Consider the following 15,875-nt stretch of genomic DNA (forward strand, 5'->3'; position numbering starts at 1 on the left):
GTGGAATGATAAGGATTTGCAAATGTCATGGACCGATGAGCGCATCAACCAGCTGCGCAGCATGTGGGAAAAGGGCCTGACGGCCAGCCAGATCGCCGACGAACTCGGTGGCGTGAGCCGCAATGCGGTCATCGGCAAGGCGCACCGCCTGGGGCTGAAATCGCGCCCGTCGCCGGTGAAGGCGACGGAGAAGGTCAAGCCCGCCAAGGCTGCGTCCGCGCCGAAGCCTGCTGCGCCGGCGGCCCCGCGCGCTACTGCTCCTGCTGCGCCGCGGCCGACCGCGACGGCACCCAAGCCCGAACCTCGCCCCGCTGCAGCCGCCCCGGCACAACCGGCTGCTGGCGACGCCGCGCCCAAGGCCGACACACCGCGCATCGTCTCGATCGGCCCCGGCGGCTTTATCCGGCAGGGCCCCGGCGACCAGCAGGCGCCGATCCCGCCTGCCCCGCCGCGCCGCCTCGTGCCCGCAAAGCCGAGCCCCGAGATCGCCGACAAGACGAGCTTGCTCGACCTCAACGACCGCATCTGCCGTTGGCCGATGGGGCATCCCGGCGAACCCGATTTTCACTTCTGCGGCGAGGCGGTGAACCCCGGCTTCCCTTATTGCGTCGAACATTGCGGCCGCGCCTATCAGGCGCAGCTGCCGCGCGGAACACGGCGTCCGCCTCCGCCGCCGCCCTTTGGCGGCCCGCGCGTTCGGTGAGGCCGTTCGCGCAGGAGTTCCATTTTGCGCGCACGCTCGGCCTGGAAATGGTCGAGCGCGGTGACGGCCGCTGCGAAATGGCGATCGACATCGAGCGTGAGCGCCATTTCAACCCGCAAGGCGTCGCGCACGGCGGCGTAGCTTATTCGCTGGCCGATTCGGCAATGGGCGGCGCCTTGACCACATTGATCGCCGACGATGAGTGGTGCGCGACACTCGAGATCAAGTTCAATTACCACGCGCGGGTCGTCGAAGGACGGCTGACCTGCAAGACCGAGGTGCTTCACCGCGGCAAGCGCGTCGCCAATATCGACGCGCGACTGTACCAGCACGACCGGCTGGTCGGCAGCGCGAACGGCAATTTTGCCATTTTCCCGGCGCCAAAGGCCGAGTGATAATGAAAAGGCGCCGGAGGGTGATTCCGGCGCCTCTTTCAGTTTGGCGCGCGATCAGAAGCGATAGCTGATCGTCCCGCGCACGCTATGTGTGCGGAAATTCGGGTCGCTGCGGCGAATATCGGTTCCGCCACTGTCGACAAGGAAGGGATTGGTCGCCGGCGCGGTGCCGGGGCCGACGTTGACGGTGTAATCATCGTCCTTCACGTCGGTGTAGAGATACTCGAGTCCGACGCCGAGATTGTTCGTCACCATCACTTCGGCGCCGCCGCCGACCGCATAGCCCCAGCCATTGGTCTTGCCGTTGTCGCTGAAGCTGTTGGCGGTGTTCGTCGTCGTGAAACGATTGTCGAGACGCGCATAGGCCGGACCGCCGGTAACATAGAAAAGCGCGCCGCCGCCCGGCGTATAGCCGGCGCGAAGCCGTGCGCTCGCCTCCCAATCGGCCTCGCGGCTCATCGTGTAACTGGCGGGCGTCGTCGAAAATCCGCTGACGCTGTCGCGCGCGACGCTGTGTCCGCCTTCGACCAGCGCGCCGAGGACGAAATTGCCCATGCGTTTGTCGTACCCGAGCCGCCCGAAAAAGCCGGGACCATCCTTGTCGTTACGGCACGCCATGTTGGATGTGCCCGTCGCGCTTCCACCGCAGAAGCCGGGCGCGAAGGCGTCGCTGCCGCCGACGCTGTTTACGCTGTTGTCGAACTGGCCATCGCCATCGGTGTCGAAGACCAGCGTTTCGCGGCGATCATTGCCCTGCAATGTCGCGCCGCCGATGACGCTGACATAAGGTCCGTTGAAGTCGCTGCCGGGATCGCGGTCGTCTTGGGCCAAGGCGGGGACGGCCAGAAGCGACGCCGCCGAAGCAGCGAGGAGAGCTGCGAATTTCATATGATTTCTCCATTATTTGAATGACTTTGCAGTCGTCGGCGAAACCCTTGGCGGCGGAACGAAGTTCCCCTTTCCGTCCGAAAAGAGACGGATCGGGCATGGTCCGCGATGTATCGAACCGCAGGAAAACCGCGCTTGCCACCGCCCTCCCCGCGCCCGTATAGCCCGGTCATGAGTCACGATTTGTTCGACAAGTCCGCCCCCGTCGCCGAAAGTTACGACGCCTCGCAGATCGAGGTTCTGGAGGGGCTGGAGCCTGTCCGCCGACGGCCGGGCATGTATATCGGCGGGACCGACGAGCGCGCGCTGCACCACCTCGCAGCCGAAGTCATCGACAACAGCATGGACGAAGCGGTCGCGGGGCATGCGAGCCGCATCGAAATCACGCTCGACGTTGGCAACCGCCTGACCGTGACTGACAACGGCCGCGGTATTCCCGTCGACCCGCACCCCAAGTTTCCGGGCAAATCGGCGCTCGAAGTCATCCTCACCACGCTTCACTCGGGCGGCAAGTTCGAAGGCAAGGCCTATGCAACCTCGGGCGGCCTCCACGGCGTCGGGGTCAGCGTCGTCAACGCGCTGTCGATCGAAACGGTGGTCGAGGTAGCGCGGAACAAGCAGCTTTTCCGCCAACGCTTTGCCCAGGGCGCCCCGCAAGGAGCGCTCGAGGAACTCGGCCCGACACCCAACCGGCGCGGCACGAGCGTATCGTTCGTCCCCGATCCGGCGATTTTCGGCGAACATGGGCGTTTCAAGCCCCAACGCCTCCATCGGCTTGCGCGCTCGAAAGCCTATCTGTTCGCGGGCGTTGAAATCCGCTGGAAATGCGCGCCCGAACTGATCGGCGACGATACCCCAGCCGAAGCGGTGTTCCAGTTTCCCGGTGGCCTCGCCGACCATCTGAAGGAGCAGATCGGGACACGCGAATGCGCGACCGCCGAACCCTTTATCGGGCGGCAGGATTTCCCCGACGAGCAAGGCCGCGCCGAATGGGCGATCGCCTGGCCGATCTGGTCCGACGGCAGCTATAGCTGGTATTGCAACACCATCCCGACGCCTGCCGGCGGCACGCACGAAACCGGGCTGCGCGGGGCTTTGACCAAGGGATTGCGCGCATTCGGCGAACTCGTCGGACAGAAAAAGGCGGCGCAGATCACGCCCGAAGACGTGTTCAACGGCGGAGAGATGATGTTGTCCGTCTTCATCCGCGACCCGCAATTCCAGAGCCAGACCAAGGACCGGCTCTCGAGCCCCGAAGCCGCCCGGCTCGTCGAAAATGCGGTGCGCGACCATTTCGACCATTTTCTGTCGGACAATATGGACCGCGGCCGCGCGCTGCTGGGTCTCGTGCTCGAACGGATGGACGAGCGGCTGAAGCGCAAGGCCGAGCGCGAGGTCAAGCGCAAGACCGCGACGAGCGGACGCAAGTTGCGCCTCCCCGGAAAGTTGACAGACTGTGCCAATGACGGGCCAGAAAGTACTGAATTATTTATCGTCGAGGGTGACAGCGCGGGCGGAAGCGCCAAGCAGGCGCGCGACCGCAAGACGCAGGCGATCCTGCCGATCCGCGGCAAGATCTTGAACGTCGCGAGTGCCAGCACCGACAAGATCCGCGCCAACCAGGAAATCGCCGACCTCGCGCTCGCGCTCGGCTGCGGGATGCGCAAGGATTGCGACGCCGACCGGCTTCGCTATGAAAAAATTGTGATCATGACGGACGCCGACGTCGATGGCGCGCATATCGCGACCTTGCTGATGACCTTCTTCTTTCAGGAAATGCCCGATGTCGTACGCAACGGACATCTCTATCTGGCCCAACCGCCACTCTATCGCCTGACCGCAGGCTCGGCTTCGGCCTATGCGCGCGACGACGCGCATCGCGCCGAGCTGGAAGCGAGCTTGTTCAAAGGCAAGAAGGTCGATGTCGGCCGCTTCAAGGGGCTGGGAGAGATGAATCCGAACCAGCTCAAGGAAACGACGATGGACCCGGCGACGCGCAGCCTGCTCCGCGTCACCCTGCCGCAGGAATATGAGGAACGGCACCAGGTCAAGGATCTGGTCGACCGGCTGATGGGCAAGCATCCCGAGCACCGCTTCCAGTTCATCCAGGCCAATGCGGCGACGCTCGACGAGGCGGCGATCGACGCCTGAGAATTTTTTTCGGCGTCGCCGTCAGAAATCCGCATTGCTGCCGACTAAAAGGGGTATGCAGCATGCGATTTTGGACAATGGGGTGACCGAATCCAAGCAGGACCGGCTGTTTTGCGAGGCCATCGAGCAATTCGGTGGTGCGCTGGCGCGGATGGCGCGTGGTTATGAGGCCAATCCCGATGCGCGGCGCGACCTCGAGCAGGAATTGCAGGTCGCACTCTGGCAGAGTTTCGAACGCTTTGACGGCCGCTGCTCACTAAGCACATGGGTTTGGCGTGTCGCGCATAATCGGGCGGTTTCGTTCGTCGTATCGCAAAAACGGCATCGGCAGCGCGGCTGGTCGAGCATCGAGGAACTGGAGATTTCTCACGATGCGGCATCGACGATCGATGACGCCGATGAACGCGATGCGATGGCCCGGATATTGGCGATCATCGACTGCCTCGACCCGCCCGACCGCCAGATCATGCTGCTCTATCTCGAAGGCGTGACCGGCGCCGACATTGCCGAGATAACGGGGGTTACGAGCGACGCCGTCGCGACCAAGATCCATCGCTTCAAGGCGATGCTGACGCGGCGCTTTGCCGAAGGAGGTGCCGCATGATCGACAATGGCGAAACGAACCGCCTGCGCGCGATATGGCAAAGCAATGAGGCAGAACTCGACGCGCTCTCGCTCGACGCCGTGAGGGAGCGGGCGGCGCGTCTCGGAAGCGCCGTCGAGCGACGGAACCAGCGCGAATATGGCGCGGCCGCGATCGTTGTGGTCATGTTCGCACTTTATGCTGCGGTGTTGCCTGGCTTGCTCCTCAAGCTCGGGAGCCTGCTGACAATCGCCGCCGCCTTGTTCGTGGCGTGGCAGCTTTCGCGGCGCACGTCGCGATCCAATCCGGACGCCGAAATGTGCGATATCCGGGCCTTCTATCGCGCACGGCTTGCCCGCGAGGAGTATATGCTTGCGCGGGTCGGCCGTTGGTATCTTGCACCGTTCGTCCCCGGACTCGGCATTTTCATGGCGGGGCAAGCCAAGCAGGCGGGGACCGATGGGGTGGCCGCGTGGCTGTTCTTTGCAGCGCTCCCCGCGCTTGTTTTCCTCGCCATCTGGTTGGTCAACCTTCGTGTCGCTGCCAAGTTGCGACAACAGATTGCGCGGCTCGACAGCTACTCGAACGACTGAAGAGGGAATGATGATGATGAAGACGATCCTGCAATCGGCCTGTCTGGCGGCCGCTGCTCTCACGATGGGCCCGTCGTCGCACGCGTCGCAGGCGGCTGATACTTCCGCGACCGGGGAGAGCGCGTTCGATCGCCGCGCGATGCAACTCGTCGATCTGATCGCGGGTCGTTATCCTTATGCGGACTTTTTCGCTCCCTCGTTTCAGGCGGTCGTTCCGGCGGCGCAGTTCAATGCCATCAGCAACAGTCTGACCACGCAGTACGGCGATCCGGTCGCAGTCGAAAACGCGACATCGGCGAACGGGCGGTCCGGGACGGTGTTGCTCCGTTTCGCGAAAGGGATCGCCACGATCCAGCTCGAGGTAGGAAGTGCCGCCGACGAGCGCGTGACCGGGCTGCGCCTGACGGGTTTCGAGATGACGGACGACAGTTTCGACAAGGTCGCGGCTGAAATCGCGGCTCTTCCGGGCGCTACCGGCTTCCTCGTTGCCGAAATCGACGACGCGCGCATTCTGCCGGTCGCGCAAGCCGGGGCGGATCGCCAGTTTGCCGTTGGATCGACATTCAAGCTCTATGTCCTCGACGAACTCGCGGCGCAGATTGCGGACGGCAAGCGCCGCTGGTCCGATGTCGCACCGCTTGCGCATCAGAGCTTTTCGTCGGCGGGAACGGCGAACTGGCCCGTCGGCACGCCGGTTACGCTGCATAGCCTCGCGAACTGGATGATCTCGGTCAGCGACAACAGCGCCACGGACACGCTCATCCACCTGCTCGGTCGCGAGACGATCGAAGCCCGGATGCGCGCTGCGGGACACAGCGATCCGTCGCGCAATATCCCCTTTTTGACGACGGTCGAGGCTTTCGCACTGAAGGGCAATAATTTCGCCAACGAGCGCACCGCCTTCGTCGGCGCCACCGATGCTGCGCAGCGCCGCATTCTCGATGTTAACAGTGAAAAGCTGACGCTCGCCAATGTTGACGGCGTCAGCTTTTCGGGCGGGCCGCGCTTCATCGACAGCCTCGAATGGTTCGCCAGCCCCAACGATCTCGCGCGGCTGATGATCGACCTCAAAAAGCGCGGATCGGCCGAGGCAATGGCCGCGATGGCGATCAACCCCGGTGTCGACCGCACTGCGGCGCAGCAGTGGAATTATCTTGGTTACAAGGGCGGGTCCGAACTCGGCGTCATTTCGATGAGCCTGTTCGGCGAGCGGAAATCGGACGGCAAATGGTTCATCGTGACCGCCAGCTGGAACAACCCCGATGGCGCGGTATCGACCGAGACAATGGTGGGTCTCGTTACCCGGCTCGTCAATCTTGCCGCGGAATAAGGTTCAGGCGGCGGTCAGCGCCGCAACCAGCGCCTTGACCTTTGCCTGCCGCCATTGCGGCAGCGGCGCGACGAGCCAATAGCCGCGCTTGACCGCAACCGGCTCGCCCACCTGCATGACGCGGCCTGCGGCAATATCGGCCTCGGCGAGCATGGCCGGAACGTTGGCGTGGCCAAGGCCGTTGGCGGCGGCATCAATCGCCAGTCCCGCATCGCCCAGCCGCAACGCGGGCTCGCCATCGGCGACCGGGCAGCCCGGCCACGCGATCCGCGTATCGCTGGTACCGCCGGGGCCAGCCACCGTGACCATCAAAGCGTCGGACAGCGGCACACCTTCATGTTCGCCCGCGCCGTCGGTCCAGAAAATCGCCAGGTCGAGGTTCGCCTCGGTGAAATCGATGCCCGTGTCGGCCGACACCAGCGTGAAACGCACATCGGGGGCCTGCTGGCTATAGCGGGCAAGCCGCGGTGCAAGCCATTTGGCGGTCAGATCGCGCGGCGCTGCAATGGTTAGCGACTGCGAAGACTGCCCCGCCTGCATCGCGCGCACCGACTCTTCGAATTGCAGAAACCCCTGCCGCAGCGCGTCGAGCCCCGCGTTCGCTTCGCCGGTCAGTTCGAGTCCCTTTGGCGTGCGCCGGAACAGCACGACGCCCAGCATGTCCTCCAATGCACGGATTTGCTGTCCGACCGCGGCGGGCGTGACCGCCAGCTCATCGGCGGCACGCGTGAAGCTCAGATGCCGGGCAGCGGCATCGAAAACGCGCAGCGCGTTCAAGGGCAGGTGGGTGCGCTTCACGACGCGGTCGCAGGCGCCACAAGCGGGAAATGCGGGATTGCGACGAGCATCTGCGTTCCGTTGCCGCTTTCGATCATATAGCTGCCGACCATCGATCCCTCGGGGGTCGGAAGCGGGCAACCCGAAACATAGTCGAACGCCTCGCCGGGGCCGATCAGCGGTTGTTCGCCGACTACCCCCTCGCCCTCGACTTCGGACAATTGGCCGCGACCGTCGACGATCCGCCAATGGCGGCTGATCAGCTGGACGGCGGTGTCGCCATGATTCTCGATCCGCACATGATAGGCCCAGAACCAGCGCCCCAAGGTCGGATGTGATTGTTCGGGCAAATAGCTGACCGACACGCGCACCGTCACCGGACCCGTCGTCGCCGAGAAAGGGAAGAAGGAGTCGATCATCGTGCGCCCAAGGTCGCTCAAAGCCCGACCCTGGTCAATGCCCGGTCGAGGTCGGCGATGATGTCGCGCGGGTCCTCGAGCCCGATGTTGATACGCAGCATTCCCTCCTCGACCCCCATGTCGGCGCGCGCTTCGGCGCTGACGCTGTAATGCGTCGTCGAGGCGGGGTGGCAGCAAAGGCTGCGCGAATCGCCGATGTTGTTCGAAATATCGACGAGTTCGAGCGCGTTGAGCAGCGCCATCGCCTGCTCGCGGCCTTCGAGAATGAAGGAAAAGATCGGGCCGCACGCCTCCATCTGGCTCATCGCAAGATTGTGCTGCGGGTGACTCGCAAGCCCGGGGTGGAGCATCTTCGGTACGCGCTTTTCGACGAAGCGCCCGACTTCGAGTGCATTGTCCGACTGCCGTCGTGCGCGCAGGTCGAGCGTTTCGAGCCCCTTGAGCACGACCCATGCGTTGAATGGCGACAGGTTCGGGCCCGTGTTACGCTGGAACGGCAGCAGCACATCGTTGATGAACTTTTCGCTGCCGCACACCGCGCCGGCAAGGACGCGCCCCTGCCCCTCCATCAGCTTCGTGGCCGAGTAAGCGACGACATCGGCGCCGAAATCGAGCGGGCGCTGGAGGACGCTCGTTGCAAAGGCATTGTCGACGACGGTGGTGATACCGTGTGCGCGAGCGATGCCGCACACATGCTTCATGTCGACGATGTCCATCGTCGGGTTCGCAGGCGTTTCAAAGAAGAACACCTTGGTGTTTGATTTGACAGCTTTTTCCCACGCGTCATTGTCGCGCCCGTCGATCACCGTCGTCTCGATGCCAAAGCGTGGGCAAAGCTGGTCGACGAGCCAGCGGCACGACCCGAACGCCGCCTTCGCCGCGACGATATGATCGCCCGCCGACAGCTGGCACAGCAGCGCGGTCGTCATCGCCGCCATGCCGGTTGCCTGGACGCGGCACGCTTCGGCGCCCTCCATCAGCGCGATGCGTTCCTCGAGCATCGCGACGGTCGGGTTCTGGAGCCGCGAATAGGTCATCCCCTCGGCCTCGCCCGCGAAGCGCGCGGCGACCGTTTCGGCATCGTCATAGGTATAGCCGGAGGTCAGGAAGAGCGCTTCCGACGTCTCGCCATGCTCGCTGCGCCATGTCCCGCCGCGCACCGCCTGCGTCGCGGGGTGCCATTGGCGCGTCGTGTCGCGATCGAATCCCGTGGTTTTTTTCATCGCCCTATCCGTTCAAAGCCGCAACGACCGCATCGCCCAGGGCGGCCGTGCCCATATTCCCGCCCAGATCGGCGCCGCGGCATCCGTCAGCGAGCACCTTGGCCACCGCCGCCTCGATCCGCGCCGCATTCGCCTCGTCGCCGCCCGAGTGGCGCAGCAGCATCGCGAGCGAAAGGATCATCGCCAGCGGGTTGGCGATACCCTTCCCCGCGATGTCGGGCGCGCTGCCGTGGATCGGCTCGTACAGCCCGCGCCGCCCCTCGCCGAGCGAGGCCGAAGCGAGCAGCCCGATCGATCCGACGCACATCGACGCCTGGTCGGACAGGATGTCGCCGAACAGATTGCCGGTTACGATCACGTCGAACTGGCCGGGATTGCGCACGAGCTGCATCGCGGCATTGTCGACATACATATGGCTCAGCGCGACATCGGGATAGTCGGCGGCCACCTCGATCACCACGTCGCGCCAGAGCTGCGAGGTTTCGAGCACATTGGCCTTGTCGACCGAGCAGAGCCGCCCCTTGCGCCCCTGCGCGGCGCGGAAGGCGACGTGCGCGATGCGGCGGACCTCGCTCTCGCTGTACGACATGACGTCATAGCCCTCGCGCTCGCCGGTCGCGGTCGTGCGCGTGCCTTTCTCGCCGAAATAGACGTCGCCGTTGAGTTCGCGGACGATCAGCAGGTCGATTGCCGAAGCCACTTCGGGGCGCAGCGCCGAGCTGTCCTCCAGGCCCGCAAACAGCTTCGCGGGGCGGAGGTTGGCAAACAGGCCCAGCTCCGACCGCAGGCCGAGGATCGCCTGTTCGGGGCGCACATGCCGGTCGACATTGTCGAACCGCGGGTCGCCGACCGCCCCGAACAGCAGCGCGTCGGCATCCTTCGCCTTCGCCAGTGTTTCGGGGGGGAGCGGGTGGCCGGTCGCCGCATAGGCCGCGCCGCCGACGAGCGCGCGGTCAGGGGTCGCCGGCAGCGCGAGCGCCGCGAGCACCTTCTCGGCCTCCGCCATGATCTCCGGACCGATACCGTCGCCAGCCAGCAGCAGGATTTTCAACGCTTGCCCTTTCCACACGCACGACGCCCTCCCCTTCAGGGGAGGGCAGCGAGCCCCGGACTTGATCCGGGGCGCAGCGGGTGGGGTCCATCGGCCTTATGCAAGGCCGATGGACCCCACCCCAACCCCTCCCCTGGAGGGGAGGGGCTAAGCCGGCACGCTCTAAACAGCGCCGCCGCGTCACGCAACCGCCCTGCCCAGCCGCGCGACCAATCTTTCCCTTACGGTCAGCAAGTCACGGTTGCGCCCTTCGATCAGGTCGCGGTCGATGAAATGGCCCGTGATCTGCAGCAGGTCGAGAATATCGGTCATCGTCGGCTCATCGGTCGGCGCGGCGTCGTCATGCTGCATGAAAGGCGGTAGGCGAAACAGCTTTTGCTCATAGCCCGCGGCAGCGCCGACGCTCACCGCCGCGCCCGATTTCGGACTGACATAGGCGAGATCGCCCGTCGCGCCCGTCGCCACGCACGCGCTGAGATCGAGTCCGAACCCCAGTTCGGCGAGCAGCAACAGCTCGTAACGCCCGAGCGCGAGCGCCCATTGCCGCGCCGAGGGCGCCGCCGCGACCGCATCGAGCACCGCCGCAAGCGCGGCATAGAGCGCCGGATAGGCCTGCCCCTCCGGAAGCGTCGCCGCGGTGACGCTCGTCAGCCAGTCGATTGCCGAGGCGGGCAAGGGCTCGGCGAGCAGCGGCGCGCGGCTCGTCAGCAACTCGGCGGTCGCGCCGGCGAGCTGCTCCTCGGTGCGCGCGCGCAGTTCGAGCGCGATCAGGTTTCCCGGCATCAGAATCGGCCGCAGCCGCCGCGACCGCCCGCCGCGCACATAGCCTGCGACAAGCCCAGCCTCCGCCGTCAGCGCGCGCACGATCGCGCCATGCTCGCCATGCGCGCGGACGCTGCACACGACAGCCTCGGCGGTCAGGACGGCCAAAGCACCAACTGCGTCTGAGTGACCAGGGCGACATCGGCGCCGTCCTCGGTGCGGATACGCGTCTGCCAAACGGACAACCGCTTGCCGGTTTTCACCGGGGTCGCGTCTCCGACGAGCACCGCGCCGACCGGACCGCTCCCGAGGAAGTTCGTCTTGCTCTCGATCGTCGTCGTGCCGCTCGCTCCATCGGGCAGCGTCAGGAAGGCGCCCACGGCCCCGAGGCAATCGGCGAAAGCCATGATCGCGCCGCCGTGAACGATATTGCCCGCGGTGCAGATCTCGGGGCGCACGGGAAGCTTGCCAGTGACGCGATCCTTGCTGGCCTCGTCGACCGTCACGCCGAGCGTGCCCGCAAGCGGCATGGTGGCGGCGAAATTCATAGGCTTTTCCTCCTGAACCGATACGCCCTCCCCTTCAGGGGAGGCGCTTGAATCGCCCTATCCCCCCGGATTGTAGAAATCATACACCGCCTGCGCGACCGCGGCGCTGACCCCCGGCGCCTTCTTCAGATCCTCGAGGCTCGCGCCCTTGATCGCGCGCGCGGTACCGAAGTGCATCAGCAGCGCCTTCTTGCGCGCCGGGCCGATGCCCGGAACCTCGTCGAGCGGCGAGCTTCCCATCGCCTTCGCGCGCTTCTGCCGGTGCGCGCCGATTGCAAAACGGTGCGCTTCGTCGCGCAGGCGCTGGATATAGAAGAGTACCGCATTGTTCGGCGGCAGCGTGAATTCGCGCCCGTCGGGCAGGTAGAAGGTCTCGCGCCCTGCATTGCGATCCGGCCCTTTCGCGACGCCGACAAACGGCAGGTCATCGATACCCAGCTCGGCAAAAACTGACGCGACCGCCGACACCTGCCCCTTGCCGCCGTCGATCAGCACCAGGTCGGGCCATTCGCCCTTCGTGCGCTCGGGGTCTTCCTCGATCGCGCGCGCGAAGCGGCGCTCGAACACCTCGCGCATCATCGCGAAATCATCGCCCGGCTGCGTCTCGGCGCGCTTGATGTTGAACTTGCGATAGGCGCCCTTGATCCACCCCTCGGGGCCCGCGACGACCATCGCGCCGAGCGCGTTCGTCCCCTGGATATGGCTGTTGTCATAGATTTCGATACGCTGCGGCGGCGCGTCGAGGTCGAACAGCTCGGCGAGTTCGCGGCCGAGCTTCGCCTGGCTGCTGCTTTCGGCGAGCCGCCGGTCCAGCTCCTCGCCCGCGTTGCGCACCGCCTGGTCGAGCAGCCGCTTGCGGTTGCCGCGCTGCGGTATGCTGATTTCGACCTTGCGCCCCGCCGTTGCGCCGAACGCTTCGGCGAGCAGCGCCGCCTCGGCGGGCTCGCGATCGACAAGGATCAGCTTCGGCGGCGGCACGCCCTCGTAAAATTGCATCAGAAAGCTTTCGAGCACCTCTTCCTCGGGAACGTCCGCGACATGCGCTGGAAAGAAGCTGCGGTGCCCCCAATTCTGGCCGCCGCGGATAAAAAATCCGGCGATGCAAAGCTGCCCGCCCTTCGCCGCGAGCGCAAAGACGTCGGCGTCGCCCAGCCCGTCGGCGTGGACCGACTGGCTGCCCTGGATGAAGGTCAGCGCCTTCAGCCGGTCGCGCAGCACCGCCGCCTGCTCGAAATCCATCGCATCGGCGGCCTTGGTCATCGCTTCGCCAAGTCGCTTCTGCACCGCGGTCGAGCGGCCCTCGAGGAAGTCCTGCGCGTCGCTCACCAGCGCGGCATAATCGTCTTTCGAAACACGATCGACGCACGGCGCCGAGCAGCGGCGGATTTGGTAGAGCAGGCACGGGCGCGAGCGGTTGGCGAAGAAACTGTCGGTGCAGCTTCGCAGCAGAAAGGTCTTCTGCAGCGCGTTGAGCGTGCGGTTCACCGACCCCGCGCTCGCGAACGGCCCGTAATAGCGCCCTTTCGCGCGTCGCGCCCCGCGATGCTTCTGCACGCGGGGAAAATCATGGTCCATCCGCAGCAGGATGAACGGGAAGCTTTTGTCGTCGCGCAGCAGCACATTATAGGGCGGGCGATAGCGCTTGATGAGCTGCGCCTCGAGCAGCAGCGCCTCGGCCTCGCTGGTCGTGGTGACGATCTCCATCGCGCGCGTCTGCGCGACCATGCGCTGCAATCGCTGCGGCAACCGCGCGACCTGCGTATAGTTGGTGACGCGGTTCCTGAGCGCGCGCGCCTTGCCGACGTAGAGCACATCGCCGCGCGCATCGAGCATCCGGTACACGCCGGGGCGCGCCGGAAGCTTTTTCACGACAGTACGGATGACCCCGGCGCCGCGATCGAGGTCGGGCTTGTCGCCATCCTCGCCGCTGCCCCGCACGACATAGGTGGCCTTTTCCTCGTTGAAGCGTTCGGGGGCGTTGGGGCGAACCATCACAGCCATGTAGGCGAAGGCGATGGGCGCCGCCATAGGTTGCGGGTTGAATTACAATCCAACCCCCTCCACGCCGGGCCGGACCAGCGATCATCGTCTTCCGCCAGTTAAGTGTCCCCGGCGAAAGCCGGGACCCGGTCTGGGGCTTGGCAGAGGACGATGATTGCCGGTCTGACCGGGGAAGACGATCACAGCGGTGGAGTACGGCGTTCCAACCGGCGCTGTCTCGCCGCCGCTCCAAAACAAGACGCCCGCAGAAACCTGCGGGCGTCGTGTCAGGTCAAGGCGATATCGCTCAGCTCTTGGCGACCGATGCAATCGCCTTGTCGACGAGCGCCTTGTCGGTAGCGGCGTCATGCTTTTCCGCAATCAGCTTCGCCGCCGCTTCGGTCGCGGCCTGCGCCGCCGCGGTGCGGACTTCGGCAAGCGCATTGGCTTCGGCAGCGGCAATGCGCTCCTCGGCCATCTGCTTGCGGCGCGCGATCAGCGCCGTCGCGTCGGCCTTTGCCTTGGCGACGAGCGCCTGCGCCTCGGCATCGGCGCGCGCGCGCATCTCTTCGGCTTCCTTGGCGGCTGCGGCGAGCTTCGCCTCATATTCGTCTTTGAGCGCTTCGGCTTCGAGCCGCAGCCCTTCGGCTTCCTTGAGCTGCTTCGAGATTTCCGAAATGCGGTTGTCGAGCATCGCGCCGATTGCCGCCGGAACCTTTTTCCAGACGAGGATACCAAGGAAAACGAGCATCGCGAGCGATACCCAGACCGTCGCGTCGAGTCCGAACGCGGTCGGCTCGTTGGTGCCTTCCGCAAGCAAAAGGGTCAGATTAGCCATTGAGAACCGCCTTCACTGCCACCTTTGCGTCCGCGGCCGAGACATTCGCGCCCGACAGCTTGGCGACAAGATCGCTCGCGGCTTCGGCCGCGACAGATTCGATTTCCGCCATCGCCGAATTGCGCGCCGCCGCGACATCGGCCTCGGCCGCCGCCAGCTTGGCGCCAAGCTCGGCATCGACCTTGGCGAGACGCTTTTCGGCGTCGCGCGCAGCCTTGCCCTTCGCGTCGGCTACCGCCTTCTGCGCAACGGCACGGCTCGCGTCGCTTTGCTGGCGATAGCTTTCCTCGACCTTGTCCGCTGCGGCATGCGCCGCTTTGGCCGCCGCCAGATCGTCCGCAACCTTGCGGTCGCGCGCGTCCACCGTCGCTTCGATCTTTGGCAGCATGCCGCGACCGATCACGATATAAATACCGGCAAACACGACGAGCAGCCAGAAAAGCTGCGACGCGAGATACCAGTTGTCAGCGGTGAGCTGGGCTATCTGGGGCATGAAAGGCGGACCTTAAATAACTGGAAACCTGCAAGACAGTGCCCGAACCACCGGTCCGGGCACCCGGTCGCCGATTAGACGACGAAGAGCAGGATCATCGCAACGACGAACGCCAGCAGGCCGAGAAGTTCGGCAGCGGCGAAGCCGATGAACAGGCGACCCTGCTGGCCGTCGGCAGCCGCGGGGTTGCGCAGTGCGCTTTCGAGGAAGCTGCCGAACACATTACCCACGCCGATGGCGGCCATGCCGGCACCGATAGCGGCGAGACCAGCACCGATCAGCTTTGCTGCTTCTGCGTCCATTGTAATAACTCCTTGGGATAATCGTTTGGTTTTAAACGTCTTTAGTGAAGATTGACCGCGTCGTTGATATAGAGCGAGGTCAACAGGGCGAAAACATAGGCCTGGATGCCGGCGACGAGCAGTTCGAGCGCGCTGATGCCGATCATCAGGATGAAGCTGAGCACCGAAACGATCGAACCGAGCCACAGCGTTTCGGCGTTGAAGCCGTTGATCACAAATCCCGACAGCACTTTCAACAGCACGTGACCGGCGGTCATCGCGACGAAAAGCCGCAGCCCGAGGCTGAAGGGACGAACCATGAACGACACGAACTCAATCGGCGCGATGATCGGGATCATCGGCAGCGGCGTGCCTTGCGGGACGAACAGCGAAAAGAAATGCAGCCCATGACGCCAGAAACCGACGACCAGGACGATCGCGAAACTGATGATCGCGAGCACGCCCGTGATCGCGATATGGCTCGTCACCGTGAAGGGGTGCAGGCCCAACACGCCGAGCGGCAGCATGCCGAGCAGGTTGCAGAACAGGATGAACATGAAGAGCGAGAAGACATAAGGCGTATATTTACGTCCTTCGCTGCCGATATTCTGCGTCATCATGCTCGAGATGAAGCCCGTGAAGCCCTCGACCGCAGCCTGCCAGCGACCGGGCACGAGTTCGCGCCGCATGCCGCCCCACATGAACAGGCCGAGCGCAATCGCTGCGACGATCATCCAGAGCGCGCTGTTGGTGAACAGAATCTCCTGCCCGCCAAGATTGAAACCACCGCCAAGCGGGGCCACCTCGAACTGGTGCATCGGGTCGATCTTGCCGGATTCCGCCGCCACTCTTCACTCCAC

At 64.9% G+C, this 15,875-nt stretch carries 18 protein-coding genes; 6 read left to right on the forward strand and 12 right to left on the reverse strand.

All coding sequences use genetic code 11. The features are described from left to right. Positions 1-22 precede the first annotated feature (22 nt). Positions 23-703, forward strand: coding sequence for a GcrA family cell cycle regulator (locus H7692_RS01800; RefSeq protein ID WP_201925339.1), 681 nt, complete (start codon positions 23-25; stop codon positions 701-703). Further along, complete coding sequence (locus tag H7692_RS01805; protein WP_201925341.1) at positions 700-1,098, forward strand: PaaI family thioesterase; 399 nt, start codon at positions 700-702, stop codon at positions 1,096-1,098. The genes H7692_RS01800 and H7692_RS01805 overlap by 4 nt, the downstream gene beginning before the upstream one ends. A gap of 54 nt (positions 1,099-1,152) precedes the next feature. Here the strand turns inward: H7692_RS01805 and H7692_RS01810 are convergent, their stop codons facing one another. Continuing rightward, positions 1,153-1,986: an outer membrane protein gene (locus H7692_RS01810; protein ID WP_201925343.1), complete on the reverse strand. Its 834-nt coding sequence runs from the start codon at positions 1,984-1,986 to the stop codon at positions 1,153-1,155. A 171-nt stretch (positions 1,987-2,157) separates the two neighbouring features. Between H7692_RS01810 and parE the strand changes: the two genes are divergently transcribed. The 4 genes from parE (at position 2,158) to H7692_RS01830 (ending at position 6,643) form a co-directional block, all read left to right on the forward strand. After that, positions 2,158-4,137, forward strand: a complete 1,980-nt coding sequence (gene parE / locus H7692_RS01815; RefSeq protein WP_201925345.1) for a DNA topoisomerase IV subunit B — start codon at positions 2,158-2,160, stop codon at positions 4,135-4,137. Between the two features lie 82 nt (positions 4,138-4,219). After that, positions 4,220-4,741, forward strand: a complete 522-nt coding sequence (locus tag H7692_RS01820; RefSeq protein ID WP_227339675.1) for an RNA polymerase sigma factor — start codon at positions 4,220-4,222, stop codon at positions 4,739-4,741. Then, positions 4,738-5,313 carry a hypothetical protein gene (locus H7692_RS01825; protein WP_227339676.1) on the forward strand — a complete coding sequence of 192 codons (576 nt, stop codon included), beginning with the start codon at positions 4,738-4,740 and terminating at the stop codon, positions 5,311-5,313. Before H7692_RS01820 ends, H7692_RS01825 begins: the two co-directional genes overlap by 4 nt. A gap of 7 nt (positions 5,314-5,320) precedes the next feature. Next, complete coding sequence (locus H7692_RS01830) at positions 5,321-6,643, forward strand: serine hydrolase (RefSeq protein WP_201925351.1); 1,323 nt, start codon at positions 5,321-5,323, stop codon at positions 6,641-6,643. Positions 6,644-6,646: 3 nt separating this feature from the next. Here H7692_RS01830 and H7692_RS01835 read toward each other — a convergent pair whose 3' ends face one another. From H7692_RS01835 to H7692_RS01885, 11 genes are all read right to left on the reverse strand, one after another. Next, on the reverse strand, positions 6,647-7,441 hold the full coding sequence (locus H7692_RS01835) for a LysR family transcriptional regulator (protein ID WP_201925353.1): 795 nt from the start codon (positions 7,439-7,441) through the stop codon (positions 6,647-6,649). Beyond that, on the reverse strand, positions 7,438-7,839 hold the full coding sequence (gene apaG, locus H7692_RS01840; RefSeq protein ID WP_201927231.1) for a Co2+/Mg2+ efflux protein ApaG: 402 nt from the start codon (positions 7,837-7,839) through the stop codon (positions 7,438-7,440). Before apaG ends, H7692_RS01835 begins: the two co-directional genes overlap by 4 nt. 17 nt (positions 7,840-7,856) lie before the next feature. Continuing rightward, positions 7,857-9,062, reverse strand: a complete 1,206-nt coding sequence (locus H7692_RS01845; protein WP_201925355.1) for a trans-sulfuration enzyme family protein — start codon at positions 9,060-9,062, stop codon at positions 7,857-7,859. A gap of 4 nt (positions 9,063-9,066) precedes the next feature. Next, positions 9,067-10,113, reverse strand: coding sequence for a 3-isopropylmalate dehydrogenase (gene leuB / locus H7692_RS01850; protein WP_201925357.1), 1,047 nt, complete (start codon positions 10,111-10,113; stop codon positions 9,067-9,069). 180 nt (positions 10,114-10,293) lie between these two features. Further along, positions 10,294-11,043: a DNA repair protein RecO gene (gene recO, locus H7692_RS01855; RefSeq protein WP_222136138.1), complete on the reverse strand. Its 750-nt coding sequence runs from the start codon at positions 11,041-11,043 to the stop codon at positions 10,294-10,296. After that, positions 11,031-11,423, reverse strand: a complete 393-nt coding sequence (locus tag H7692_RS01860) for a PaaI family thioesterase (protein ID WP_222136137.1) — start codon at positions 11,421-11,423, stop codon at positions 11,031-11,033. Before H7692_RS01860 ends, recO begins: the two co-directional genes overlap by 13 nt. Positions 11,424-11,480: 57 nt before the next feature. Beyond that, entirely contained in the window at positions 11,481-13,415 is a 1,935-nt protein-coding gene (uvrC, locus tag H7692_RS01865) for an excinuclease ABC subunit UvrC (protein ID WP_227340039.1), read from the reverse strand. 295 nt (positions 13,416-13,710) lie between these two features. Continuing rightward, complete coding sequence (locus H7692_RS01870) at positions 13,711-14,241, reverse strand: F0F1 ATP synthase subunit B (protein ID WP_227339677.1); 531 nt, start codon at positions 14,239-14,241, stop codon at positions 13,711-13,713. Then, on the reverse strand, positions 14,234-14,734 hold the full coding sequence (locus H7692_RS01875) for an ATPase (protein WP_201925367.1): 501 nt from the start codon (positions 14,732-14,734) through the stop codon (positions 14,234-14,236). Before H7692_RS01875 ends, H7692_RS01870 begins: the two co-directional genes overlap by 8 nt. A 74-nt stretch (positions 14,735-14,808) precedes the next feature. Then, positions 14,809-15,036 (reverse strand): F0F1 ATP synthase subunit C, encoded by a 228-nt coding sequence (locus H7692_RS01880; protein WP_003044110.1) that lies wholly within the window; start codon positions 15,034-15,036, stop codon positions 14,809-14,811. Positions 15,037-15,077: 41 nt separating this feature from the next. Continuing rightward, positions 15,078-15,863, reverse strand: coding sequence for a F0F1 ATP synthase subunit A (locus H7692_RS01885; protein ID WP_201925369.1), 786 nt, complete (start codon positions 15,861-15,863; stop codon positions 15,078-15,080). Between the last annotated feature and the right edge of the window lie 12 nt (positions 15,864-15,875).

The sequence above is a fragment of the Sphingopyxis sp. P8 genome (assembly GCF_020622175.1).
GTDB lineage: Bacteria > Pseudomonadota > Alphaproteobacteria > Sphingomonadales > Sphingomonadaceae > Sphingopyxis > Sphingopyxis jiangsuensis.